The following is a 25,775-nucleotide window of genomic DNA, read 5'->3' as shown; positions in this document are numbered from 1 at the left end:
GATTTGTCCATTGTCCTTTATGTCTAGCCGTTCTTGATGACCTCAAGCGCATTGGTTCGAGAGGCGCTGATGGCTGGATAGATGCCGGTGAAAATACCTGTCAGAAGCGCAAATCCAATACCGACCGGCAACACGGACAGCGATATGCTGACTTCCATCACATTCAGCGTCAGTAATCCCGTTGCGACCGCCCGGTTCAGTCCCGCTACGGCGAGATAGGCAATCGCAATTCCGGCAATGCCGCCCATCAGCCCCAGTACTGCCGCCTCCCCCACGAATAGCTGGCGAATCTGCCACAGATTGGCTCCCAATATTTTCATGACGCCAATTTGCCTACGACGTTGATGCGTGGACATCGTCATCGCGACGAAAATTGAAAGCGAAGCGAGCATCAGGATGAAAATGCCGATGCCGAGCGTTGTCTTCTTGAAAGTGGCAAACTTCTCTTGAATGACTTTCTCTTGAAACAGGTTGCTCTGTGTATTCAAATACAACTTGCCGATCAAACTCTCTACCTGTGCAACATAACGCTTGTCTTCCACCTTGACTGTCAACGAGTCAAGCTTGAGCTTTGCGACGGTACCGCTGTTTTCGCCGAACCGCTCCTTGAGCAGTATTGCCGTGTCCAGTGAGACATAGAGCTGTTTGTCATAGATGGAGTATTCCTCGCTGCTGCCGTCCTTGACCTGTAGAACGCCTCGAATGCGCAGCGGCAAGCTGGATTTGACGACATTGGCGTTGTTGATATTCATGGTCTGACGAAAATGAATTTGCTGTTGAAACAGTTCGGTATGTTTACGCCCTAACTCATCATACTTCATGTAAATCTCGTCATTGTAGGGATCGGAAGAAAGCTTTTCAATCAAGTCCTTTTTCGTCTTCGGATCCATTAAACCGAAGGAAGCGCCATAGTTCGCAACGACTGTATCCGGCATCGTGGACACGCCACCTTCGGCAAACGCGTAGCCGAACCGGGAGAGCATCGTCAGATCGGTGCCGATGACTTGTACATCGACGCTTTTGTCCTCCATAGTGTACATCTCCAACAGTGGCACATTCACTTGCGGCAGGACGGCTGTCACATGCGGCAGCCGTTTAATGACATCCAGCTTCTGCATCGTCATTGCGCCGCGGTCGAATGCAGAGCCGGAGTTACTGCCTCCTACTGTTTTGGCCGATACAGTAATCTCATCCATTTTGTAAGTCCGGTTCATCTCGGCGATGCTCTGTGCCTGCGCTGAACTGCTGATGCTGATCGCCAGGATGATCGCAGCGCAACCGACGGACAGACCGATCATGCATAACAGCGTAACAACCTTTCTTCGGCTAATTTGTCCCCAAGCCATCCGCAGCAAGTCATTCGGTCTCAAGCTGCTTCCTCCTCACATTGCAATCGGGGATTGGCGATTGTCCACCAGATGCCCCTGCTGCAGCGTAATCGTGCGACCCATTTGCGCCGCAACCTCTGCTTCGTGCGTTACGATGATAAAAGTGGTTCTCAGATCAGTGTTCAGCCGATGCAGTATAGCCAATACTTCTTCCTCAGTGCTTGTATCCAGATTGCCCGTCGGCTCATCGGCGAAGATGACGGACGGCTCTGTTATGAGAGCGCGCGCGATGCTGACCCGCTGCTGCTGTCCGCCGGACAACTGGGATGGAAACAGGCCGGATTTGTCGGTCAACCCTACCTGCGCCAACAGTTCCATTGCCTTCTGCTTGCGTTTAGACGGGGAGACGCGATGGAACAACAAAGGCAGTTCTACATTTTCACGTATCGTCAGGTTTGGAATTAGCTCATAGGATTGGAAAATGTATCCGATATGGAGGCGTCGGTACTCGGCGAGCCGATTCTCGCTCAGCTTGACAATATCTTGTCCGGCGATTCGAATGCTGCCGGTGTCCGGCTTCATGAATCCAGCCATCAAATGAAGCAGCGTTGACTTGCCGGAGCCGGAACTGCCGAGAAGTGCCACCATCTCGCCTGCGCTTACCGTTAAATTGATATCCTTTAGTACAGGAATTACACCGTCTGCATTGCGAAACGAATGCGACACCTGTTCAACTTGCAGCATTAACATCATTCCTTTCTGAATAAAATAAAGCGATATCGTACAGATAGAGATTTCTGGACAATCCAAGGGAATGTACATATGGCGAGAATACCGACGATAGCGAAACATTAGGGTCCGGCGCACCGGCCCAAGAGTTAAATTCTGTCTTAATTATACGAGCCAGATGTATCGGTTGCTGACAAGGTTGTATCCAATTTGTAACATATGAAAGGGAGGCTGCTTTTTTTATTGACAGGCTATGTTATTGATTGAATGACGTAGCAGACAAAAAAACGCTTGTCGGAAGTATCAACTCCCTGACAAGCGTGAATGGTGAAGGTGAAGACGTACCCTGGATTTTTGGTACTTGCAACATGTGGTTACCAGCCGCTCAAGGTGAAACGGTACAATTCGGTCTGGTTAATGGCGTAGCTGGTAGCGAACAGATATTTGTCATACCAGGAAAGCATGAACAGATTGTCGATATTGCGATAAATAACCGTGTCGGAGACGAGCACTCCGTCCTCAAGGTAAGCGACATGAAGCTCATTATTCCGGTTATCCTTCCCTGTCAAGTAAGCGATGCGAGAGTAGCCATCGTCGATGGCGTAATTCCAGATGTCTCCTTCCTTCAGTAGCTTATAGGAGCGGTCTTCCAGGTTAAAGCTATACAGGCCGGTTGTGTCGTCGATGGTACCTTGCAACAGCATACTTGTGTCACCGTAAAGGTTAAACTGCTGCAGATAGGTGCTGACGATGATCTCTTCCACCTGCTTCTCGTCGCCGCTGACATGAAAACGATAGATGCCAGAGCGCTCGCCAACCTGAGCCAATACATAGAATCCGCTCTGCGACGATCCTTCCGGGTCGACTGCTGTCATATCAATCATAATGAAGATTTCATCCGGCGAGATTTGCTCGCTGATGTCTGCGATCATACTTACCATCTCATCATAACCATACGTCTGCTGCAAGGCGGCAGACGAGCTGCCGTTTGTCTCAAATAATGTAAAGTTGTTGCCGTCGAAGCCTATAAGTTGATTTTTCCCGGCATATACAAGAGGCTCGTTGGGAAAATGGTGCGTTTCAATGATATGTTTATCCTTCAACTGGTACATGTAATTATGCTGGTTATCCGAATCCTTGTCATACTGGGTATAGAGTAATTGATTGCGATCCGGCGACAGCACAACACCAAATTCCACATTGTCCGCAATATCCGCCAGTTCGTTGTCCTCCACCTGCAGCCTGGACAACTTGATTCCGCTGAACGCGCTGGAAGGGCGATTCAAAATGACGGTGCGCTCATCCGCTACATCGAAGGCGTACACCGGGTAATCGAGATACAGCCGAACGACCGAATCAATCCGAAACGTATTGTTCGGCATTGCCTGCAGCCGATTTTCCACTTCCTCTTTGGAGATGGTAGTTAATTGCGAGCCATCCTTGCCTTGTTGGTACAGGTCGCCGATGCCGTAAATGCCGCCGACAAATATGAGCAGAATAAAGCCAAGCAGCAACAGATCACGCTGGCTGCGGCACAACCGTGAACGTACGGGACTATTCATGACGCACCTCCGGGAAGCGAACGGTAACTGTAGATCCTTCCTTCAAGCGGCTGTTCATGCTGATCGTCCCGCCGTGCTGCTTGACAATGCTCTGCACAATCGACAAGCCCAACCCTGAGCTGCCCTTCTCATTACGTACCCCGTCATCGCTTCGGTAGAATGGTTCGAACACATGCTCCAGTGCCTCCGGCGCAATGCCCTCGCCCCGATCGACGACTGACAGGATGTATTCTCCGGCAATGCGGCAAGCGGTGACGGTGATGACCGAGTCGACATGGCCGTATTTGATCGAATTGTCGAGCAGATTTAGCAGTACCTCCTTCAGTTTGTCTCTGTCCCCTTGCATAATGAGCATATCCTGCAACTCGTAATTGATGGAGATGTTGTATTTAGCCCCTTTTACCAGCATATCCTCACATGCCTCTCGAACCACGTCGGCTAGATCGACGATATCCATGCGGTATGTATATTCGGGAGGCGCTGCAGTCGACAACTCCAAAATATCAACGACAAGCCGGTTAAGCCGATTGCTCTCCTTTATAATATGCTCCAGACCTTTATTGAAAAAAGCCGGATCGTTAAATCCGTTGTCTTTCACAATCTGCGCATATCCCAAAATCGTTGTGAGTGGCGTCTTCAACTCGTGTGTCACATTGTCGAAGAATGCCTTGCTGCGAATCTGAACGTACCTCACCTCATCACGTTCCCGCTCGATTACATCAATCTGCGCTCGAATTCGATCCATCATCACCTTGAAGCTGACAGCCAGTTCGCCAATCTCATCTCTGGTGGAAGGATCGATTACGACATTCAGATTGCCTTGTGCAACCTCGGCAGAACGCCTGGTGAGCTGTCGGATCGGTTGTGTAAGCGCGCGCGCCATAATTGCCGATGCGATGGTAATGAAGACGAATATTGCTGCGGCGAATCCTTTGATCGTCTCCTGAAACCGTAAATTGCGCAGATAGAGGTGTGTATATTCCTTCTGGTATCTGACGATGCCGAGGATACTACCACCTGTTTCCAATGGAAAGGAGAGCGTCACCACCACGCGTTTGTTCTTTATTGAGGTCTTGTACGCGATCTGGCTGTTCATTGCAGCGTTCAAGTCGAGTGCATCAGCAGGCATTGCTCTTGCGGTGCTGCTAAGCGGTTTGCCGTCCGGGCTGTAGAAAACGAGACTGCCGTCGACCACCGAACCGACCTCCCGAGCCAGCCGATTCTTCTCGGCATCAAGCGAAGCTTCGCTTATCCGTTTGTTGCGCACTAAAAAATACTGATTGATGGCGATGTCCAGGTTCTTCTTGACATCTAGCATGTTATCGTGAATCATGCGATGCATATTTTGCTCCGCTACATTATAAGAGATAATAAGCAGAGTGGAGAGGCCGACAAACACGATTGCCGAGAAGATCGACACCAGCTTGAACTGGATCGTCCATTTCACAGTCGTACCTCGGCATCAAGTCGGTAACCGACTCCGAATACCGTCTCGATCACAGAGCCTGCAGCGCCCGAGCCGGCATCCAGCTTTTTGCGGATACGCTGCACATGAAGATCGACCGTACGTGTATCGCCTGGAAATTCGAACCCCCACACCTTGTCCAGCAGTTCGCTGCGGGTGAACACTTTACGGCTGTGTTCAGACAGGTACAGCAGCAGTTCGAATTCTTTGTTGGTCAGTTCGACTTTCACGCCACGGCTCCACACCTCCCGTTCGTCCTTGCGAATCTCAACATGTGCACCCAGATGCAGCACCTTCCCGGAATGGCTCACCATGCTCTGGCTAATCTGCTCAATACGTCGGAAAATCGCACGAATCCGGGCGATTACCTCCCGAATATCAAACGGCTTTGTAATATAATCGTCAGCTCCCAATTCCATACCCAGCACCTTGTCGACCATTTCCGACTTGGCTGTAATCATAATGATCGGAATCTTCCGTTCGGCGGACAGCCTGCGGCACAGATCAAAGCCACTGACGTCAGGCAGCATCAAGTCGAGCAGCACCAGATCGGGGCGCTCCACTTCCGCAGCCTTCAGCCCTTCAGCGCCAGTGGCGGCGCATCTTATGATGAACCCCTCCTTAGCCAATGAATAATTCAATAGATCTCGGATGGCGTCCTCGTCTTCAATAATAAGCAATTGTTTCGGTCTCAATTCCCGTCACTCTCCCAAATAGCCAAGTCAGTAAACATGTTACATCTATGATACAAGTGACACTACGATCGATACAAATTTCGGATACAATTAATTGGAGTTGCACATAAATGCTGTCGAATAGAACTGATATCTCAAAGAGGTGTAAGCCAGCAATGTTGGACGAGAATGTATTTCGAGACGCATATGCCAACTATAAAACAGATATTACCCGATATCTAGTCAAAATCACTGAAAATCTCCATGATGCCGAAGATCTGGCTCAAGAGTGTTACATTCGACTGCTTAAAACGGCTAACAGCGTGCCGGAGGAAAAATTGTTTCTTTACTTACGCGTAATCGCCCGCAATCTGGCGATTGATTCGCTGCGCGAGGGAATGCGCTGCAAGGTGAAACTACAGCAGGCTGAGCTCAAAGTTCAGCACAACGATGTGTACGAGTTGGAAGTGCTCGAGGGGATTGAGGAAATCGTTTCGCTGGTGGCTAACCGCGCACATCGCCAAATATTGGAGCTGCGGTTGCTTCATGGCTACTCGATCAAAGAGACCGCCACCTTGGTAAACAAGAGCGAGAGTTTGGTGCGCATGTCGCTATTTCACGCGGTTAAGCGTATTCGTTGTCATAGCGGCTGGTACAGGAGCCGCATGGGGTTGGCGAATCGACAGGCTGCATCAGCCGATCAAGCATCCCATCGTTGAGCAGCGCTGAGATGTGTATGAATAGAAAGAATTGACTCCCTCACATTGCTTAATGGATACGGATAACTAAACCAGATTATGAAAGGCCACCTTCATTATTTAATTCTGTTATGCTCCCCTTTAGGTAGACAGGTGAAATAATAAAAACCTGTTTATCAAGGGGGGGTTTTTCATGTCTCAAATAAATGAGTACTGCGGGGAAGAGAAATTAGCCATTCTGAAGGAGTATGAAGCAGGACGGGGATCACGAAATGAGATCGCTTGTAAATATAACATTAACGTCAGTACGTTGAAGGAATGGCGACGTCGTTATGAACTGTACGGATTCGAAGGATTAGCATGGCGTGCAGAGAATAAGAGCTACTCAGTGGAACTTAAACTTCAGGCTGTTCAAGATTATCTATCTGGAAGTACTCACAGAATGAAATCATAAGGAAGTACCGTATGGCAAGCCGTACTCAGCTCCGAAACTGGATTAAGAAGTATAATAGTCATAGCGGTCTAAGGCCGTATAAGAACGGGGGCGGAGCCGCTATGACAAAGGGACGGACAACGACTTGGGAAGAACGAATGGACATTGTCATGTATTGCATATCGCAAAATCGAAACTATCAAAAAGCAGTAGAGAAATATCACGTTTCTTATCAGCAAGTTTACGGATGGGTAAAGAAGTACGAAGCAGATGGCGAGAACGCATTGCGAGACGGCAGAGGGCGCACGAAGGCACCTGAAGAGTTATCCGAGGTCGATCAGCATGAATTGTCAACATTTTCATATTAAGCAAATAAATGATTCGATCGCCGCTAGCCGACTTTTCAGGCATTCCGCTCATGCAACAGCCGTAGCTTTACCTATATTCAAAAGTTTAAGGATGAAATGGACGTGCAGCTCCCTCTCGTTCATGGTAATATTTAGATATCGCAATATTACCTTATTCGGAGGTGCGCATATGAACCTGGCCAATAAAATTACGATGATAAGGATCGGAATGATTCCGCTCTTTATACTGGCATTGCAACAGTATCCGGCATGGATGACAGAGCAATTTGGCTTTCTGAACCATATGAATCAATATGGCTTATACTGGGCAGTTGCTCTATTCCTGATAGCGTCTGCAACAGACAAGCTAGATGGCTATATTGCACGCAAATATAATCAGATCACGAATTTCGGCAAGCTGCTGGACCCGCTCGCTGACAAGCTGCTCGTATCCGCAGCATTGGTCATGATGGTCGAGCTGAGCATGATTCCATCGTGGATTGCAATCGTCATTATTGGCCGGGAAGTTATGGTGTCGGGTATTCGAATTCTTGCCGCCGCAAAGGGAATAGCCCTTGCCGCTGACAAACATGGTAAAGTGAAATTAACGCTTCAGGTGGCTGCCATTACCGCTGTCTTGTTAGGTAATTACCCGTTTTCCTATCTCACCCATGTTTCGATTGATTACATGCTAATGGTAGCTGCTGTAGCTATGACCGCATATTCCGGATACAACTACTTCAAAAACAACTTCAATAAACTGCAGTTAAATGGTTAGGCTTGCGAAATAATGCTTTCACACATCACCCGCACCGCCTCCCAATCTGTATCGCAGTAAACAAGAGAAAAAAAGGGAGGCAGCTCGCGCTACATCCCCATAATATGATAACCAGCGTCGACATGCAGCACTTCTCCGGTAATGCCGCGCGCCAGATCGCTAAGCAGGAACAGCGTCGCGTCCCCTACTTCGTCCTGGTCGACATTGCGTCTAAGCGGCGCTTTCTCCTCGATCGTTGTCATAATGTCGTTGAAGCCGGATACGCCCTTCGCAGACAAGGTGCGAATCGGCCCAGCCGATATCGTATTGACCCGAATTCCGAGTTTCCCCAGATCCTCCGCCAAATATCTGACGCTGGCTTCCAGCGCCGCTTTGGCGACACCCATAACGTTATAGTTTTTGACGACGCGCTCAGCGCCGATATAGGATTGGGTGACGATGCTTCCGCCTTCTGTCATGATTGGGCTTGCCGCTCTTGCTATTGCCACCAGCGAATAAGAACTGGAATGCTGAGCCAGCGTATAGCCCTCACGCGTCGTATCAATATAGCCGCCCTTCAAGTCCTCCTTGTCCGCAAAGGCGATGGAATGAACAAGCCCGTGAATAACTCCGGTCTTCTCTTTTATTTCCCTGAACGCGCCCTCGATGCTCAGATCATCATTCGCATCGCAAGATACGCACATAAGCGGCTCTATTCCGTTCTCCTGCAGCAGCTCCTGCAGCTTCAAGAAGGAGCGTTCCTTCCTATACGTGAAGATGAGCTTGGCGCCTTGCGTATGCAACGCCTTTGCCACACCCCAAGCCAAGCTGCGATTATTCGCCACACCCATCACAACAATGGTCTTTCCATTCATTAGTCCTTGCATTTTCCTGTACCTCCTCTGATCCACACTGATCAGAACTTTTTAGTACCTAGTACTAATTTTATCGTAATGGTTTTTGGTTCATGTGTCAATTTTGATTGATCATGACAAAAACCCGCTGCCACTGGGCAACGGGTCTCCGCTTCAAACAATTATCGGTGCATATCAACTAATCCCGGACTATGTTCATTAGGCATGTCAGGCATTTGTGGTACAGGGAATCCTGCTGGAGGTGGAGTCACTGCCAGTTGTCCGCCATTGCGGCTAGGTGTTTGACCCTGGAATACTTCTGCTATGCGAGTTTGGTCTAATCTGAAATTGAATTGGACATTGTGATAGCCCAAATCAACGTACTTCCGACATTCCGGATATTTATTAATATCGTAATTCGGAACCGGGAACAATTTCCCCCACTCCACTCCTAGCGTTTCCAGCGCTTTGGCGAATGCATTCTGATGCGCATTATCTCTTACAATCAGAAAACCAAGCGTTTCACGGAATGTTTTGTTGGAGCTCATCTCATAAATCCTTGTCTTCTGAAGAACACCGGTTGATTCAAGCACAACATTGTTCAGCATATCGCTAATCAAATTCCCGTGACTGTACACCCATGACCCGTTCCATGGATTCCCGCCTGCGTCGACAGGCAGCGAGCTTTGCGCACCCATAATAAAGTGATGCGGGTTGGCGTGCTTGATTGCCTCATCGATGGGAGCGCCATCTACGCCAGCATTTCCGGGAGCAGAATCGCCTGCGCCGTTTAACAGCTGATTAATCGTGTTTTGCACCAGCTCCACATGAGCGATTTCTTCCAGAAATACACCTCTTAATAAATCACGGAACTGCTTTTCTTTGCCTCGAAAATTGGAGCTTTGGAAAAAATACTGCATCATGGTGCGCATCTCGCCGAACTGTCCGCCTAATGTCTCCTGCAATACTTTGGCTGCTGCCGGATCAGGCTGATCCGGTTCAATAATATTGATCAATTCCTCTTTGTAATAATACACGTACAACGCTCCTTTTTTTGCGGATAATTAGGCAGGAACCTCAAGCTCTTCATTAAACACGTAACGATGAAAGAACCATTCAGCGATTCCTAGAATCAACGAGATGGTCACAATTTCACCCATGCTTAACGTCCAATTGAACATGTCGGATATCACATAAAGATAGACAGCAGCTAACAGAAAATCTGCAATCGTAGCGAATAAGTTATTGGTTAAGCGAAGCAGCAGCTGGTCGCCTATGACATAAGCCATTACCGTTAGTCCTGTTGCAGCCAATACCGCTCCCCAAAACGACGCTTCGGAATAATAAAGCAGCAACGCTACCACAATGGCTCCATTTACAAGCCATTTCAATAAAAATTTCAGCAAAGTTTTCATACTCCTTTCGCTCTATTTCTCCCCAAAATGTACGTGTATAGCGTTCCTCCAATCCTTGACTTTAATCCAAATTTCTGATCAGCAAAAAAAGAAGCCCTGTGGAAGCAGCTTCTTGCGATTGAACTTATTGATAACTCATCTATCCAATGACCCAACCCGCACTTACGCCAGCTGTGCCGCTTGATGCAGGGATTCCGCCGAATTGACTACCTTATCGGTAGCCTGTCCAATCTCTTCAATCGACTGAACTAGCGCCTGCATCCCCTTCTCAACCATCTCAACATTGTCGAGACTGCTCGACATGGACTGTACAATATGCTGAAAAGAAACCTCAGTCGCTTCGGATTCCGATTTACTCTCCTGCACGATGCGGTGAACGTCAGCGATTGAAGCCGCCACTTTCTCCGAATAATCACGGGTTTGCATGATGTATGTATGGATCTGGCTGACGGAATGCTTCGTCTGATCCGACAGCTTTCTCACTTCTTGGGCGACAACCGCAAATCCTCGGCCGTGCTCGCCCGCCCTTGCCGCCTCAATGGCAGAGTTGAGCGCCAGCAGATTCGTCTGTACCGCAATATCCTGTACCAGATTTACGACATGACCGATATCCTGCACAGAATGGTTCAATTGCTTCACCACATCTTCTATCGAGCTTGTCCGCTGCAGTATGGATGCGATGCGATTCTCCAATCCCGTAAGCTTGGATTGGCCTTCCGCTGCAAGCGCCTGCGTATGTCTGGACGCTTCCGCTCCGCGTTGAACGGAGCCATTCACCTCGCTGCTGCTGGCAATCAAATGCTGCACTGATGTCCTCGTCTGCTCCGCAATAACTGTCATATCCTCGCTTACAATCGTAATTTTATGCTTTAATTCCGCTTTAACCCGCTCATACTGGAGCCCTCTTTGACGCAAATTCTCCTTCTCATAAGCTTCCAGCACAATTTGCTGCTCGAAATTAAGAATTTTCGTAATGACCGTGCTTATGCGCATAAGCTCGTCCCGATTCTCGATATGACGATACACCAAATTCAGGAGCGTATCCTGCAAGTTTTGAAAAGCGCCCATATACCACTTCGGCTCCAGTCCAATCCGGTAGTGAACACTGGCAACGCGCTGCCTTTTCATCAGGAAATCCTCGTCAATATGACCGCTGAACATCTCAATCAAATGAGCTTTCAGCGTCAATTGGAGACGCTCGATCGTGCTATTCTCCACAATGATTTTTTTCAACTGATCCACATTCGTAATCGTACGATAGAACGCAGCTACAATCGTATCGATATGCTTGGCAATCAAGGTTTGTAACGACTGGGCAAGCCGAATGTCATCCAATGTTAATTCAATCATTTCTAGCTGCTTCAGAATAACCGGATCGTCAATATCAATTGTCGCCGTCCTCAGCACTTCCGTCTCTTGCCATTCCGGCAGCTCGAACGACTTCTTATTCCCCATCAGTTGGCTTGATATAGCCGAGAACGGGCATTTTTTCATTGTTTCCTGCTCCTATGCTCAAAAGTGTTGTATGTAACAGAAACGGGCGTGGCGCAGCTTTAATCACACTATGATAGCACCACTCTCATTGTAGTGGATTTTTTTGGACATTGTTCAGCATCCAATCAAAAAACTATGAAGATTTAAAGAACTTCTCATGCCGCGTGCAGCCTGAAAAGAAGGCATCCCATCAGATGTCCCCAATTCTGTTTGGCACTTCCTTTTACTGGATGTATTGTACATTAGAAAAATAAGAATGTGAGCGGTAATCCCACCGGGGCCGTAATCATGGAATGAAGGAGGACACAGATATGGAAAGGGGCATTTATATCGTCACAGGAGCCATGGCAAGCGGAAAGTCGACCGTAGCCGAGCTGCTTGCCCGCCGTCTGGAACGAGCCGTTCATTTGCGCGGAGATACCTTTAGAAGAATGATTGTGAAGGGCCGGGAGGAGATGCTTCCCGAGCCGTCGGATGAGGCGCTCAGGCAGCTGGACCTGAGGTATCGTCTGACAGCGTCAGCCGCTGACGGCTACTACGAGGCGGGATTTGCGGTTGTCGTCCAGGACGTCATCGTTGGACCTGCGCTCATGCCATTTATCTCCCGCATCAAGAGCCGTCCGGTCTACCTAATCGTGCTGGCGCCGGATGAAGAAGAGCTTGCCCGAAGAGAAGCGCAGCGAGGCAAAAAAGGTTACGGCATCTGGACCGTAGCAGGATTGAATCGTCTCCTTCAACAGGACACGCCCAAGCTGGGGCTTTGGCTGGATACGTCTAAGCTGACACCTGAGCAGACCGTAGATGAGATATGGAATCGCGTCAATCCAGAAGGTTTGGTGCATCACACAGCTCACTAATTGCCGGACTTCCCCATGTTGATCAAAGCATCAGACATACCCATACTTCATTGCAGGCGCAGACAGGCTCATAATCTGCCTGACAGCGAGCATCGCAGCATGCTGCTGCCTGCTTTTTCCCGCCTTCTCTCTCATCGTTTGCAGCAAAGCAGGATTGTTCATCAATTGCTGAAGCTGCTCCGGAAGACGATCATCCTGACACCATACCGCAACGCCCTTGCGAGTCAAATAATTGGCATTATCCTGCTCCTGGCCAAGCGTCGATTCGAATAGCATCATTGGCAGCTGGAGCGCCTGCGCTTCGGAAGTTGTAAGGCCGCCCGGCTTTGTAATAAGCACGTCCGCACAAGCCATCCAATCCTGGATGCCGTCGATATAGCCTTTCAGCAAGACGTTATCGCGCCCATGCAGCGCTTCGCTCATCCGATGCAGCAGCTTCACATTCCGGCCGCATACGAACACAAACTGCACATGAGATGGGAATTGATTGGATTTTAGCTGCTCGATAAAGCTCCCCTTAATCATCCCGAAGCCTCCGCCCATGACCATGACGACAAAAGCATCAGGCTTCAGACCCAGCTTCTCGCGCAGCTGCTTCTTGCAGCTGGACTTATGATAGGACGGACGAACCGGAATGCCCGTTACTACGATTTTGTGCAGCGGAACATCCTTTTTCAGCAGCGCTTCGCCAACCTCTTGCGAACCGACCAAATATAAGTCCGTATAAGGATGAATCCAGTAGCTGTGATCCGAGTGATCCGTAATGATCGTCACAGCGGTCAAGGATGTCATTCTTTTTTCCTTCATCAAAGAAAGCGCGGCGGACGCAGGCGGGAACGTGCTGACAAGCACGGTCGGCTGCTCCTGCTGGATCAGCTCCAGAAGCCGGTGCAGGCTGGATTGGCGGAATTTCTTAAGCCATCCGGTGAGCGGATTGGCCTCACGTGTTTTTTGATACAGGAATCCGTAGAGCGAAGGAAGATGCTTCACGCCTTGCAGAAAGCAATAACGTTCAATGACATGCATCCGGGGATGAATCCATTCCATCAGATCGATGACCTTAACCGACATGCCGGGTTTGCAGATTTCCGATGCCTCTACAATCGCTTTTGCCGCTTGCATATGCCCGTCGCCCAACGTCCCGGACAAAATCAATATTTTCTCTTGTTTCATGATTATTCGTCCTCCTAATGTGAGATGAGACGCTGCCAACGCGGACGCATCTTGGAGCCGGGCGCCGTCTTCATTCCGATACTGAATTACTCTTATTCTATCAATATGGTCATTATAGCCCATCCATGATGATCCCTTAACAGGCTAAGGTATTGTTTTGCCCTCCGACCTCAGACGGAGGAGAACTGTTCTTCAGGCTTAGGAACCGATCTCCTGCCCAAGCTGCTCTTGTTGTCCTTCTTGCGCAAGTTCCGCTTGCTTCGCTTTTCTTTTTTTACGCTTCCGAATGTAGATAATAATGAGCACGATAGGAACAATTCCTATCAACAAATACAACGATACATCCTTGACCATTCCTTCGGCGGACCGGCCGTAGAGATAGAACAATGTGCCTACAATGTAGAACTTGGCCGCACGACCTATAGCTGCATAAGCCATCAATCGCCATAACGGGAAATTCAGACAGCCGGACAAGATTGTAAACACTTTAAAAGGAATCGGCGTAAAGGAGCCGAGCAGAATCGCAGCTTCTCCGTTTCTCTGAATCAAGTTGCTGGCGGAATCGACCCATGATTTTTTCAGCATCCTGTTCATGACCGAATGCCCTAGCCCCTTTCCAATCCAATAGCCCAGCGGTGTGCCCAGCAAACATCCGATGAATCCGATCGTTGCCAGCCACAGCGCATTGGACGGATCAAGCAAGCTTAATGATACTTGTGTAAACAAAGCGGGAATCGGGAAGATCACCGCGTCTGCGAATGAGTGAATAAATAATCCCCAAGCGCCGTAATTCAGTAAATAGTTGATGATATCCTCTAGCAATTGCCCGTGCTCCTATCCCGCAGTCTGTCGGTGACCCCTTTTTTTGACCTGCGCACAACGCCGTAAATACGTCTACTGTAATCCTATAGGTATAACCGCAATCCAACAATTGGTGGAGGTCTAGTTTCCGTCCCAGACCTAAGACCAGTCTCCGTCCCTTCGCGGGTCGGTTATCAGGCAGGCAGCCTGTAAGGTATGCTAACAATGGCAGACATGGGCACGCTGTTTTAGTAGAAGCGGCTCCAGTGGTGCCGCACGACAATAAGCCACTCGGATTCATGCAAAAGGAGTTATCGCAGTTGAAGCTACTTGAAATCGTAGAACAATTATTTGCTCAATACGGCTATCTTGTGTTGTTGATCGGTCTGCCGCTGGATGCCATCGCTCTCCCGATTCCGCCGGGCAATACAACGCTGACGTATACCGGTTATCTGGCGTATAAAGGCGTGATGCACTGGCTGCCGGCTGTAGCATCGGCGTATGCTGGCGCGATTATCGGCATGACCGTTACCTATTGGATTGGATACAAGTTCGGGCAGCCGCTGTTTGACCGATACGGCGAACGATTATTGCTGAAGCCGGTACATATGGAGAGAACCAAGCAAGCGTACGAAAAACACGGCAACAAGCTGCTGCTTTTTTCATTTTTGATGCCAGGTGTACGGCAATTTATCGGCTATGCGACTGGCATCATTCGTGTGCCTTTCCGCACATTCGCACTCTACGCCTACACAGGAGCGGCCATATGGGTTATCCTGTTCACCGGCATTGGCTTCCTCTTCGGCGAGCAGTGGAAGCATGTGCTGGTATGGGTAGAGCAATCCTTGCTGTACATTACCATCGGCGTAGGCGCAGCGCTCACCATCTTCCTATTCATGAAGTGGCGCAAGCATTTGCAGCAAAAGAGAACAGCCGCCAAAGCAATCGATCGCTAACGTTTAGACGGACAGCAAAAAACCAGCCCATTTCAGCAAACGCTGAGATAGGCTGGTTTTTTCATACAGAAGCGGATAGCAGTCAGCTGTTTGAAGGAATAAGTTCAATTTCCGCCTAGTGCCTCCCCATTGAGCTTGACACCGGCAATGATGGTATTGCCCCATTCGGGAAGCCTGATGGCTTCGCCCGAGAACCGGCTTCCAGCGAACGAGCCATGATGTAGCTTGGCCCCTTCAAAGCTGCAATCCTCAAAGCGACAGTGCATGAACATCGCACCTCGAAATTGCACATCGTCGAACCGGCATCGGATGAACGTCGCATCACTCGCTATTGCCTTGCTTAAATTACAGCCTGTAAAATAACAATCCTCAAAGCGCTCGCCAAGTCTGGCATTGTTCAGCTTCGCCCCCCGGAACGAGCACTCGTTGAATTGCCTGGTCATATATCTGCCATCCAGCTTTACCCCATCAAAACAGCAATTCGTAAATTCGGAAGTATTCAGGCTCGACTCTGCAAATAAAGCATACGACAGATCGATTCGCTCCGTCTTCAAATATTGAATCGTTGTATTCAACGTGAATCCTCGATAATCTTCCAGTCCATCATCAGTCAAGCCGAAGGGAGACGATGGAAAAGCGCGTCCTTTCTTATGCAAGTTTTGCTTGCCCGTAACTGCATCCAGCGCCTGGTTCAAATCTATGATCTGATCCTCGCTCCATCTTGCAATCCATTGCTTTTTGCTCAATGCAAGAAACCTCCCCACTCGTACCCTGGCGCTTATGCCAGAATAGTTATCTCCTTATTTTAACAGAGAACGCTTGGCATGGCATTCGTGTACATTGAATACCGACTTGCTAGGCATAAAGCAAAACCGATCCCACTCAGCAATGGCTGAATTGGACCGGCTCTTATCCTGTTAAAGTATTACTATGACGACGAACTTGATGATCTCGCGGATCTCCTCTTCCACTTCAACTTCGGACTAACTGCATTGATCACCATCACAAGAATCAGTACGATTCCCCAAATGAAATCCTTAAAGAAGTTGCCCACATGAAGCGCGTTGAGACCGCTGGACAGGAATTGAAGCGTCAGAACGGCCATCACAACGCCGGCGATCTTGCCGAATCCTCCGTTCGGATTGACGCCGCCAAGCACTACGACAAGAATTGCTTGCAGAATATACGATGTTCCATAGTCGGCTTTGGCCGAATTGGTCAGTGCGATCATGACCAGACCGGCAATAGAAGCCAGCAGACCACTAAGCGCATACGTCTTCAGCAACACCGTCGTATTGTTGATGCCACCGTAACGGGAAGCCGTCGGGTTACTGCCGAGCAGCTGCAGCTTCATGCCGTACGGACGGCGATTCAACAAGAGATAAGCGGCTACTACACAGAGAGTGAATATCAGGAGGGGAACGGGAATGCCGATAAGACTGCCATTCCCGATTGTGGAGAATTGCTCCGGTAATCCGACAACAGCCTGCCCCTTCGTAATGACGATAGCAAGACCCATGAACAGCTGCATGCTGCCCAGCGTCACAAGAATCGGCGGAATGCCGATCTTCGCAACGGCAAATCCGTTGAGCAAGCCGCACAGCACCCCTACGATAAGGGCGCATACGATTCCAAGCAGCATATACAACAGGCTTGTTCCAGCCGATGCCCCTTCCGGCACAAGCCGGACCATGACCATGGCAGCGAGAATCGATGTCAAATTCGCAATGCCGACAATCGATAGATCGATGCCGCCTGAGACCATCGTCAGCATCATCGCGAGCGACAGGATGCCGAGGACAGGAAATTGAAATGCCATAGAGCTGAAGCTGTCGAGCGTCAAGAACGTGCCCGGACTAAGAATCGTCATCGTAACGAATACCAGGACCATAATGACGAACAGCCGGGTCAGGTTTCCGTCCGAGGATAGCCAACGCTTCAAGGAGAACGACAGATCGTCGTATGACGCATCCGGTCCCGTACGTTTTGTAGCTTGATTGGTCATAAGTACCTCCTACTGACTGTCGTCAGGTCAAGATAGATGATTGGTTTGATGACGAACGTTTGATTTGATAAGCGGCGATACCGGTTCCGATCAGGATAAGCGCGCCGATCACGAAGCGCTGCCAGTAAGACGGAATGCCGACCAGAATGAGGCTGTTCTGAATCGTTACGATCAGCAGCAAGCCGAGCAATGCGCCCGTTACCGTGCCGTGGCCGCCCGTAATCCTTACACCGCCGAGCACCACCGCCGCAATGATCAGGAGCTCCGTTCCAAGCAGATCGACCGGATTGGAGCTTCTCATCATTGTTGTCTGGATCATGCCGGCGATGCCGGCCAGGAAGCCGACGAAGCCGTATACGAAGCATTGCAGGAACTTTGTATTGAAGCCAATGCGCTCTGCCGATACCGGATCACCGCCAAGCGCGTAGATGCCGCGGCCAATCATCGTATACTTCATCATAATGGCCACCAGGATGATGACAGCTGCTGTAATAAGGACAGACATCGGCAAGCCGACCGTAATGCCCGCATCCGTCGTAAATTTGATCACTGATGTCTTACCGAATTGTTCCAGCGGTGCTGGCAGATTGCTAATTTGGCGGCTGCCAACGAAGGTAAGCAGGAATCCGCTGAACATCGATGAGGTGCCTAAGGTGACGATCAGTGTAGGCAGCTTGAAGAAAGCAATCAGCAAGCCATTAATCAAGCCCAAGCCTAGCCCGATGATGCCCGCCAGCAGGAATGCCGCGTAGACAGGAACATCAAAGCCCAGCAGCAAGATGATCTTCGTAGCCGAGAACATGCTGAACGTTGCAATGGCCGGGAATGACACATCAATGCCGCCCGATATAATGACCATCATCGTACAGATCACGAAGATGCCCGGAACAATGCTGCTCCGAATCAGATCGAACATATTCGCAGAGCTGAAGAAAGCGCCGTTTTGGCTGCCGATAGCGGCGAACAGCACCAGTATAATTACCGCCACATAAAACTCGCTTGTTTTTGTCCATTTTCTCATGCGGTGTTCCCCCTGTGCTCTGCAGCCCCTGCCTCTTCTTCATGAGCGTCGTGCAGCCGCGACCATACATCCTGCGTGAACGTCTTGCCTTCCGCTTCCCCGATGATTCGTCCGCGCTTCATAACCAGCACCCGATTGCAGCTCTGCCGCAGCTCCGGCAAATCATCAGAGATCATGAGAACGCCCAGCCCTTGTCCCGCCAACTCCCGAATGACCTGATGAATATCTTCCTTCGAGCCAATGTCTACGCCGACGGACGGACCATTCAGAATCAGCAGTTTGGGTCCCGCTGCAAGCCATCGGGCAAGCACGACGCGCTGCTGGTTGCCGCCGGAGAGTGTCTTCACCGGAGAGAGCGGCGAATGAGCGACAATGCCCAGCTTTTCAATCCAGCTCCGAACAGTCGACTTCACTTTGCGCCTGTCGATCATGCCCCATTTGTCCTTCTGCTCGTCGATGACGCTGACAACCATGTTGCGCTCAATCGATTGCTCCAGGAATAGTCCCTCTGTCAGCCGGTCCTCCGGCACATAGGCGATTCCGTGCGCCTCCGCGTCCTGAACGGACCGGATGCTGACGGGCTCGCCGTCACGGTAGATCCCTCCCGATGTTGCGGGAGTCAGACCGAATAGCGCTTCCGCCAGTTCCGTTCTGCCAGAGCCGAGCAAGCCCGTTAACCCCACAATTTCACCGGGATGAATGCTAAGCGATATATGTTCAAAGCAGCCCTTTAACGACAAGTTGTCTGTTCTGAGCAGCGGCATGCCTGATTGCTTTCCGATCTCATAATAGCTTTCGTCAATTTGACGCCCGGTCATATAATAGACCAGCTTCTCGCGGTTCAATTGATCCGCGCGTTCGGAGATGACGTTTTTTCCATTACGCATAATCGTAATCCGCTCCGAGAGCTCGAACACTTCTTCCAGCTTGTGGCTTACGAATAAAATCGAGATGCCATCCCGCTTCAATCCCTCAATGACACGAAATAAAGCGCGTACTTCCTTCTGAGTAAGCGCGGTGGTCGGTTCATCCATAACGATCAGCTTGGCTTCGTGCATAAGCGCCCGCGAAATCGCGATCAACTGCTTGTCGGCAACCGACAAATGCTCCACTTTCGCACTCAGATCCAGGTCAACGCCAACCTTATCCAGCGCCTGCCGCGCCGCTACGCGCATCTTGCTCCAATTGATCCATTTTTTCCTCGCGGCAAGCTCGCCGTTCAAGGCGATATTTTCGGCTACCGTCAAGTTAGGGAAGATTGAGAAATCCTGATAAATCACTTGAATTCCGGAATTGATCGCTTCAATCGGGTTCAGCTGACTGCGCAGTTCTCCATCGATTCTTATCTCGCCATGATCCGGCGCGTGAACGCCGGACATGACCTTGATCAGAGTGGATTTCCCGCAGCCGTTCTCCCCGGCCAAACAATGGACTTCGCCATAATCGATCCGCAGCGACACATCCTTCAAGGCATGGACGCCGGCGAACGATTTATTGATATGGTTCAGTTCAATCAGGGCTTTAGGCATGTTCGGGTCACCCTCTCCTAGAAATCGTAATCGGTTACATTTTCTTTCGTAACGCCCACCCATGCAGCGCCGTACAAATATTTGCCGTCCTTCACAATCAGCTTCTCGTAGCCAGGTACGCCCAGGTCGTAGCCTTCTTTAATCTCGCCTGTTTTGCCTTCCAGCACCTTCACAGCTAGGGAGTTCATTGCTTTCGCCGCTTCAGCCGGGTCCCAGAAACCGATCATCGACATCGCGCCGCTATCCAGATACTTCTGCGATACGGACGGAACGCTAGTGCCGACCACGTTCACCTTGCCGATCAGGCCGGACTCTTCAATCGCCAGCGCCGCGCCTGCCGCATCGTTGCCGGATGCGCCTTGGAAGCCTTTTAGATTAGGGAATGCCTTGAACGTCTCGCGCAGCTTCTCGCTGGCAATCTTCTGGTCGTCATTCGTCTCCAGCTGGCGGGCAACCGCTTTCATATTCGGGTATTTTTCCTGCTGACGGTTATAAGCGCCTTCTTCCCACTGCATGTGAGATTTGGTTGTCAAGCTGCCTACTGTCGTCATATATTCGCCTTCCTCGCCCATAGCCTTCGCCAGGTTATCCATCAGGAATGCGCCGTATTCCAGGTTGTCGAATGCTTCAATGTTGAAGTCCGTATTCACCATGCCGTCCGCTTCATGCGTGATGACGACGATGCCTTTGTCGCGGGCTTTCTTCAGCACAGGCTCAAGCGCCTCCGCGGAAAACGGAACAACCGTAATCGCATCCACCTTCTGGGCAATCAAATCTTCGATAATTTGCACTTGGAGAGCCGCATCCGCTTTCTGAGGACCTTGCATGAACGTATCGTGTCCGGTCGTCTTGCCGAATTCCTTTACGCCTTCCTCCATCCGATCGAACCAGGCTACACCGGTCAGTTTAACAACGGTAGCGATTTTGTATTTCTTGCCGCCTTCATTGCCGCCGTTGTTCGTCCCACCGCTTCCATTGTTGCTTCCCGAATTGCTTTCGCCGCAAGCGGTGAGGATCACCATGCAAAAGATAAGTAACATAGCAACTGCTGACATCGAACGTTTCTTGACCATTGATTGCTTCCCCCTAAAGATGATTTAAATTTTATGTCAAAACGTCCAGCAGCGGAATTACCGCTGCCTAAACGCCTTCACATCATCCATAAAAGCTTTCACTCTTGCCTGGTCCACATGATTTTCGAATTTTCCGTCTATTTTGAAGGCCGTTCCCACTACGGCTCCGTCGGCAATCGATAATTGCTCAACCAGATTCTCACGGCGAACGCCTGTATTGGCAAGCACGACCGTCTCCGGGACTGAATCTTTCACTTTCTTCAAAATTTGCGAATCGGTCTGCGCTCCTGCCGTCAGGCCGGACACGCACAGGGCGTCAGGGCGGTTGTTGAATACGGTCGACTTGGCGACGCTTTCGATATCGCGGTCCGCAACGTATTTTGCCGCTTCCGGTACGATGTTGAACAGCAGCTTAACATTGCCGGCCCCGATTCGCTGCTGATGGCGCACTGTCTCGCCAACGTTCGTATTCCAGAGGCCAAAGTCGCTGGCATATACGCCGGTGAAGATTTCGCGGATGAAGAGCGCTCCGGTTGCCGCTGCCAGATCAAGCGACTTCTTTGCATCCCAGAGTACGTTCACGCCGAATGGGATTCGAATGTCCGGCTTCAACTCGCCGACAATACGGGCCATGGCTGCCACCGTCTCCGTCTTCACTTCCGTCAGGTACGGCAAGCTGAATTCGTTGGAGAACATAACGGCGTCTACCCCGCCGTCCTGCAGCGCCTTCAAGTCTTTTCTGGCCATCTCTACGACGTAGTCCATCCCTTTTTCGCTATTGAAGTAGGGATCTCCGGGCAATGCCATCAAGTGGCACATCGCAATAACCGCTTTCTCCGTACCGAGTACATCCTTCAACCATGTCATATCGTTCATCCTCCCCAGAATGTGTCTATCTCATCTTGTTGATTAAGTTCCTTCTATTAGAGCTTGCCGACGCGTCATTATCCCCTGCTGAAGTCCACATTGCCGTCAAGCGTGTGCACCAATTGCTCCAGCAGTTCAATCAGCTTGCTCACATCGTCCAGATCGACGGATTCCACCGGCGCATGCGTATATCTCGCAGGGTAGCCCAGATCGACCATCGGCAAGCCGTCGTTTTCCAGCTGGCTGAACGAGGCGTCCGTCAAGATGCCCATAAATACGGCGGGCTGAAGCGGAATTTGGCGGCTGGCAGCCACTTGCTTAATATGTTTGACCAGCTTCGGATTCGGAATCAAGCCGCCCAGCGTGCCTCTGCCATGGAACGTATACATCCCGATGCTTGGGCCGCCGCCTAGCACAATATCACCTTTCGATTTCAGATCCGGCGTGTCCGTAGCAATCGTAATGTCAAGCGTAATCGCCAGATGCGGATTAATGCGGCGCACTGCCGGCAGCACGCCCCGCAGATTGAACTCCTCTTGGACCGAGAAGACGAGGTAGAGCTCGCAAGGAAGCTCGCTACCCTTCACCCGGTCTGCCAATTCAAGCAGAGTCAGGCACCCCACGCGATTGTCGAGCGCATTGGAGAATACGCGTGAGCCGTTATCGAAGTATTGGCGTGCGTACATGACAGGCATGCCGACCTCGAAGCCTGCATCTTCCGCTTCTTTCCTCGACCGGAACCCGAAGTCTGCGAATACTTCACTTACGGGCAGGACGCGGTACTTCTCCTCTGAAGGTGTCACATGATGTGCCTTTGTCCCGATAATGCCTTGCCATGTCCGGCCGTTCGCCTCCGCGATTACGGTCTGGCCCGCCAGGCTTTTCTCAGGAATGCCGCCCAGCCGCTCCACCCGAAGGAAGCCGCCCTCCTCAATCTTGTTTACGACAAGGCCCAGCTCATCCATATGGGCGAAGATCATGACACGGAACGGCTCTTTGCCTTCAATCTTGTTCATGCGTACCGTCACATTGCCGAGCGCGTCGACCTGAACATCTTCCCCTGTCGACTTCAACTGATCTGTCACATACCGGATCACCGGATCTTCATAACCGGAAACTGCCGCAAGCGAGGTTAATTCCTGCAATCTCTTTTTCATGTAGGTCATTTGCTCTTCCATTCGCTAGCCTCCCAAGCTTATCTGACTGTCTTCTCTGTAATCTTGATACATATAAGTCCTACAAGTCCTTCATCAGATCCTTCGTCCGCTCATACAAGCGATGATAGATGGCGTAATGCCGTTCATACACATCCCGATGATCAGACCCCGGTTCAATATAACGAATGATGTTCACCCATTCGTCGATTTCCTCCAGCCGATCATGCCAGCCCAATGCCAGTCCACAAATGTAAGCGTTTCCATATGCGGCGCCAACTGTAACCTCAGGAATCGCTTGACGCACCTGACAGATATCGCTAACGCTTTGCAGCCATAGCTTATTTTTGACGCCGCCTCCCACAGAGACGATTCGCTCAACCGATGCGCCAAGCTCCCTCATGACATCCAGGTTATGGCGTATAGAGAATGAGATGCCTTCCAGCAGCGAGCGGTACATATCAGCTGTTGTATGATTTAAGGATAAGCCGAACATCATGCCTTTGGCTGAAGCATCATGAAGCGGCGTGCGCTCTCCGCTGAAGAACGGCAGCGTGATTAATCCGTTAGAACCAGGCGGACTTAGTTCCGCTTGTGCGGCCATATGGATGTATGCCTGCTCCACCGACCAGCCTGACGTTTCCCCGCTTCCCTTGTCACGTCCCAGACATTGGTCGACAAACCATCGGGTAAGCGAACCTGCTGTCGCCGTGCCGCCGGTCAGCGTATTGGCCCCCGGCACGATATGGACATTGGGCCATAGCTCTCTGGTTTTCATTATCCGGTCCGTCGTCAGGATAAAGAAGGTGGAGCTGCCATACATCATCATCAGATCGCCTTGATGGATAGCGCCGATACTAATGGCCTCCGCCATGGCATCCGCTGTGCCGGCAATCACTCGTGTACCCGGTGCCAATCCCGTCTCTTCTGCAGCTCGCGGAGCAACAACTCCAACAATATCCGTGCTCCATGTCAAATCCGGAAGCTTATCGACCTCCGTCGTACAGGAGACGGTCTCGTCATTCCACTCCAGCGTATGGATGTCAAACAATGGTGCGTAGTTGACAGCGGTATAACGATCGATTACGCATCGTCCCGTCAATTTGTAGACCAGATAGCCGGAGCCGCATAAAAACTTGAATGTCTTCTCGTAAACCTCCGGCTCATGATCCTTGATCCATTTGATCTTCGGTCCCGCTGCCTGCGATGAGAGTGACTGGCCGCCAATCTGGAACACGCGCTCTTCTCCGATCGCATCATTCAACGCTGCAATCTCGCGTTCTGCCCTTGTATCGACGCCGTACAGAATCGCTTTACGTAGCGGATTCCCTTCTCTGTCGATCGGCAGAACAGCAGGAGCAATGGAGCTGACGCCTACAGCCGCGATCTCATCCGCCGATATGCCATATTTCATTCGCGCCATATGGGTAAGCGTTTGCGACAATTGCTTAAAGTCATGCCACCACGTCGCTTCTGCGTCATGCTCGGCCCAGCCTCGATGCGGGATTTCCAGCTTATGTGGGACGGCGCATTGCGCGATGATCTTGCCCTCTCGGTCAACCAGCACCCCTTTGGATTCGTATGTTCCAATGTCAATGCCGAGTACGTATGACATCTGATGTCCCCCCTCAGTCGGCTTCACGAATCCTTCCTGTTTCTAAAGGCTATACAAGTGTAATCTTCCCTTGAAAGCCGAGGTCAAATACCGGATGCTCACTTTCCTCATCGCTTCGGTTCGTAATAATTTCGCTTAATTGATCAAATTCACATACTTTGAGCAGGGAGGACTCGCCAACTTTCGTGCGGTCCACCAGTGCAATCACTTCCTTGGACTGGGCGATGAAGGTTTGCTTCACTTCCGCTTCCTCCACGCTGTAATCCGTTAAGCCGCGTTCCTTATTCACTGCAGCCAGGCCTAAGTAATAACGGTCGAAGTTGAATTTTTTGATCGATTCGATCGCGACACTGCCTACCATCGACATTTCATTAAAACGAATAAGTCCGCCTATCATATACACATGGAGATTGCTCTTGGACAAGATGGATGCCACCTGGAAGGAAGAAGTAAATACGGTGATGCCTCTCCTCTTGACGAGCGCTTTCGCAAGCTCGGCCGTCGTCGTTCCTACATCCAGAGCGATAACCTCCCCTTCGCGAATTTGGTCAGCCGCGTACTGGCCGATCCTCCGCTTCAGGTCGTGGTTCTTCTTCTCCCGCTGGACGAACAACGGCTCTGCCCCCTGATCAGGTAGCGCAGCCCCGCCTCTCCGTCTGGAAATGATGCCTTTCTTCTCCATCGCGACCAGGTCGCGCCGTACCGTCACTTCCGATACGTCGAGAAATCCGGCAAGCTCTTCAACGGTAAGCGGCGAATTCTCATGCAATAAGCTGATGATTTGCTTCTCTCTTTCAGTTGACATTGCAATCAATCTCCTTGTTTGTATAATATCACAGCAATCAAATTCAAATCAATAATTATCATAAATTGATCAATATAAATCTTAAAATGATCATAAACAACTTTTCATGAATTGTAAACCCTTTCATTGCCGTTTCAACGATTAATTTCTCTTTAATCGACAA

General features: G+C 50.3%; 26 protein-coding genes. 6 read left to right on the top strand and 20 right to left on the bottom strand.

From position 1 onward, the window contains the following. Nucleotides 1-23: 23 nt before the first annotated feature. From AC0YNW_RS04995 to AC0YNW_RS04975, 5 genes are all read right to left on the bottom strand, one after another. Complete coding sequence (locus tag AC0YNW_RS04995) at nt 24-1,370, bottom strand: ABC transporter permease (RefSeq protein WP_475830975.1); 1,347 nt, start codon at nt 1,368-1,370, stop codon at nt 24-26. Between the two features lie 12 nt (nt 1,371-1,382). Continuing rightward, entirely contained in the window at nt 1,383-2,072 is a 690-nt protein-coding gene (locus tag AC0YNW_RS04990) for an ABC transporter ATP-binding protein (RefSeq protein ID WP_475830974.1), read from the bottom strand. A 359-nt stretch (nt 2,073-2,431) separates the two neighbouring features. After that, nucleotides 2,432-3,619 (bottom strand): hypothetical protein, encoded by a 1,188-nt coding sequence (locus AC0YNW_RS04985; protein ID WP_475830973.1) that lies wholly within the window; start codon nt 3,617-3,619, stop codon nt 2,432-2,434. After that, nucleotides 3,612-5,066, bottom strand: coding sequence for a sensor histidine kinase (locus tag AC0YNW_RS04980; protein WP_475830972.1), 1,455 nt, complete (start codon nt 5,064-5,066; stop codon nt 3,612-3,614). The genes AC0YNW_RS04985 and AC0YNW_RS04980 overlap by 8 nt, the downstream gene beginning before the upstream one ends. After that, on the bottom strand, nt 5,063-5,779 hold the full coding sequence (locus AC0YNW_RS04975; RefSeq protein WP_475830971.1) for a response regulator transcription factor: 717 nt from the start codon (nt 5,777-5,779) through the stop codon (nt 5,063-5,065). Before AC0YNW_RS04975 ends, AC0YNW_RS04980 begins: the two co-directional genes overlap by 4 nt. Before the next feature lie 155 nt (nt 5,780-5,934). On the opposite strand from AC0YNW_RS04975, the gene AC0YNW_RS04970 reads away from it, so the two are divergent. From AC0YNW_RS04970 to pgsA, 4 genes are all read left to right on the top strand, one after another. Next, nucleotides 5,935-6,477 (top strand): RNA polymerase sigma factor, encoded by a 543-nt coding sequence (locus AC0YNW_RS04970; RefSeq protein ID WP_475830970.1) that lies wholly within the window; start codon nt 5,935-5,937, stop codon nt 6,475-6,477. Between the two features lie 172 nt (nt 6,478-6,649). Continuing rightward, nucleotides 6,650-6,910, top strand: a complete 261-nt coding sequence (locus AC0YNW_RS04965; RefSeq protein ID WP_475830969.1) for a helix-turn-helix domain-containing protein — start codon at nt 6,650-6,652, stop codon at nt 6,908-6,910. An 11-nt stretch (nt 6,911-6,921) separates the two neighbouring features. Then, nucleotides 6,922-7,257 carry a helix-turn-helix domain-containing protein gene (locus tag AC0YNW_RS04960; RefSeq protein WP_475830968.1) on the top strand — a complete coding sequence of 112 codons (336 nt, stop codon included), beginning with the start codon at nt 6,922-6,924 and terminating at the stop codon, nt 7,255-7,257. A gap of 169 nt (nt 7,258-7,426) precedes the next feature. Beyond that, on the top strand, nt 7,427-8,014 hold the full coding sequence (gene pgsA / locus AC0YNW_RS04955) for a CDP-diacylglycerol--glycerol-3-phosphate 3-phosphatidyltransferase (protein WP_475830967.1): 588 nt from the start codon (nt 7,427-7,429) through the stop codon (nt 8,012-8,014). 89 nt (nt 8,015-8,103) lie between these two features. Here pgsA and fabI read toward each other — a convergent pair whose 3' ends face one another. The 4 genes from fabI to AC0YNW_RS04935 form a co-directional block, all read right to left on the bottom strand. Next, nucleotides 8,104-8,880, bottom strand: a complete 777-nt coding sequence (fabI, locus tag AC0YNW_RS04950) for an enoyl-ACP reductase FabI (protein WP_475830966.1) — start codon at nt 8,878-8,880, stop codon at nt 8,104-8,106. Nucleotides 8,881-9,029: 149 nt separating this feature from the next. Next, the gene (locus AC0YNW_RS04945) at nt 9,030-9,884 is read right to left on the bottom strand and encodes a manganese catalase family protein (RefSeq protein ID WP_475830965.1); all 855 of its coding nucleotides are present in this window, start codon (nt 9,882-9,884) and stop codon (nt 9,030-9,032) included. A 27-nt stretch (nt 9,885-9,911) separates the two neighbouring features. Next, nucleotides 9,912-10,253, bottom strand: coding sequence for a DUF2512 family protein (locus tag AC0YNW_RS04940; protein ID WP_475830964.1), 342 nt, complete (start codon nt 10,251-10,253; stop codon nt 9,912-9,914). 171 nt (nt 10,254-10,424) lie between these two features. Beyond that, nucleotides 10,425-11,756, bottom strand: a complete 1,332-nt coding sequence (locus AC0YNW_RS04935) for a protoglobin domain-containing protein (protein WP_475830963.1) — start codon at nt 11,754-11,756, stop codon at nt 10,425-10,427. A gap of 311 nt (nt 11,757-12,067) precedes the next feature. Here AC0YNW_RS04935 and AC0YNW_RS04930 point away from each other — a divergent pair, with 311 nt between their 5' ends. Continuing rightward, nucleotides 12,068-12,613 carry an AAA family ATPase gene (locus AC0YNW_RS04930; protein WP_475830962.1) on the top strand — a complete coding sequence of 182 codons (546 nt, stop codon included), beginning with the start codon at nt 12,068-12,070 and terminating at the stop codon, nt 12,611-12,613. 30 nt (nt 12,614-12,643) lie between these two features. Here AC0YNW_RS04930 and AC0YNW_RS04925 read toward each other — a convergent pair whose 3' ends face one another. Together AC0YNW_RS04925 and AC0YNW_RS04920 are read right to left on the bottom strand one after the other, a co-directional pair. Beyond that, complete coding sequence (locus AC0YNW_RS04925) at nt 12,644-13,786, bottom strand: MGDG synthase family glycosyltransferase (protein ID WP_475830961.1); 1,143 nt, start codon at nt 13,784-13,786, stop codon at nt 12,644-12,646. Between the two features lie 198 nt (nt 13,787-13,984). Further along, nucleotides 13,985-14,608 carry a YqaA family protein gene (locus AC0YNW_RS04920; RefSeq protein WP_475830960.1) on the bottom strand — a complete coding sequence of 208 codons (624 nt, stop codon included), beginning with the start codon at nt 14,606-14,608 and terminating at the stop codon, nt 13,985-13,987. Nucleotides 14,609-14,907: 299 nt separating this feature from the next. Between AC0YNW_RS04920 and AC0YNW_RS04915 the strand changes: the two genes are divergently transcribed. After that, complete coding sequence (locus tag AC0YNW_RS04915) at nt 14,908-15,543, top strand: DedA family protein (RefSeq protein ID WP_475830959.1); 636 nt, start codon at nt 14,908-14,910, stop codon at nt 15,541-15,543. 104 nt (nt 15,544-15,647) lie between these two features. On the opposite strand, the gene AC0YNW_RS04910 is transcribed toward AC0YNW_RS04915, so the two are convergent. The 9 genes from AC0YNW_RS04910 to AC0YNW_RS04870 form a co-directional block, all read right to left on the bottom strand. After that, entirely contained in the window at nt 15,648-16,289 is a 642-nt protein-coding gene (locus AC0YNW_RS04910) for a pentapeptide repeat-containing protein (RefSeq protein ID WP_475830958.1), read from the bottom strand. A 182-nt stretch (nt 16,290-16,471) separates the two neighbouring features. Continuing rightward, nucleotides 16,472-17,548, bottom strand: a complete 1,077-nt coding sequence (locus tag AC0YNW_RS04905) for an ABC transporter permease (protein ID WP_475830957.1) — start codon at nt 17,546-17,548, stop codon at nt 16,472-16,474. A gap of 22 nt (nt 17,549-17,570) precedes the next feature. After that, on the bottom strand, nt 17,571-18,569 hold the full coding sequence (locus AC0YNW_RS04900) for an ABC transporter permease (protein ID WP_387475040.1): 999 nt from the start codon (nt 18,567-18,569) through the stop codon (nt 17,571-17,573). Continuing rightward, entirely contained in the window at nt 18,566-20,098 is a 1,533-nt protein-coding gene (locus AC0YNW_RS04895) for a sugar ABC transporter ATP-binding protein (protein ID WP_387475038.1), read from the bottom strand. The genes AC0YNW_RS04900 and AC0YNW_RS04895 overlap by 4 nt, the downstream gene beginning before the upstream one ends. A gap of 17 nt (nt 20,099-20,115) precedes the next feature. Beyond that, complete coding sequence (locus AC0YNW_RS04890) at nt 20,116-21,171, bottom strand: substrate-binding domain-containing protein (protein WP_475830956.1); 1,056 nt, start codon at nt 21,169-21,171, stop codon at nt 20,116-20,118. A gap of 57 nt (nt 21,172-21,228) precedes the next feature. Further along, nucleotides 21,229-22,038, bottom strand: a complete 810-nt coding sequence (locus AC0YNW_RS04885) for a BtpA/SgcQ family protein (RefSeq protein WP_387475034.1) — start codon at nt 22,036-22,038, stop codon at nt 21,229-21,231. Nucleotides 22,039-22,115: 77 nt separating this feature from the next. After that, on the bottom strand, nt 22,116-23,216 hold the full coding sequence (locus tag AC0YNW_RS04880) for a M42 family metallopeptidase (protein WP_475830955.1): 1,101 nt from the start codon (nt 23,214-23,216) through the stop codon (nt 22,116-22,118). A 58-nt stretch (nt 23,217-23,274) separates the two neighbouring features. Beyond that, nucleotides 23,275-24,807 (bottom strand): FGGY-family carbohydrate kinase, encoded by a 1,533-nt coding sequence (locus AC0YNW_RS04875; RefSeq protein ID WP_475830954.1) that lies wholly within the window; start codon nt 24,805-24,807, stop codon nt 23,275-23,277. A gap of 49 nt (nt 24,808-24,856) precedes the next feature. Next, complete coding sequence (locus tag AC0YNW_RS04870) at nt 24,857-25,612, bottom strand: DeoR/GlpR family DNA-binding transcription regulator (RefSeq protein WP_475830953.1); 756 nt, start codon at nt 25,610-25,612, stop codon at nt 24,857-24,859. Nucleotides 25,613-25,775 lie beyond the last annotated feature (163 nt).

The sequence above is a fragment of the Paenibacillus sp. J31R120 genome (assembly GCF_056269225.1).
The sequence above is the reverse complement of the archived record's forward strand: the minus strand, read 5'-3'. Positions and strand labels throughout refer to the sequence as shown.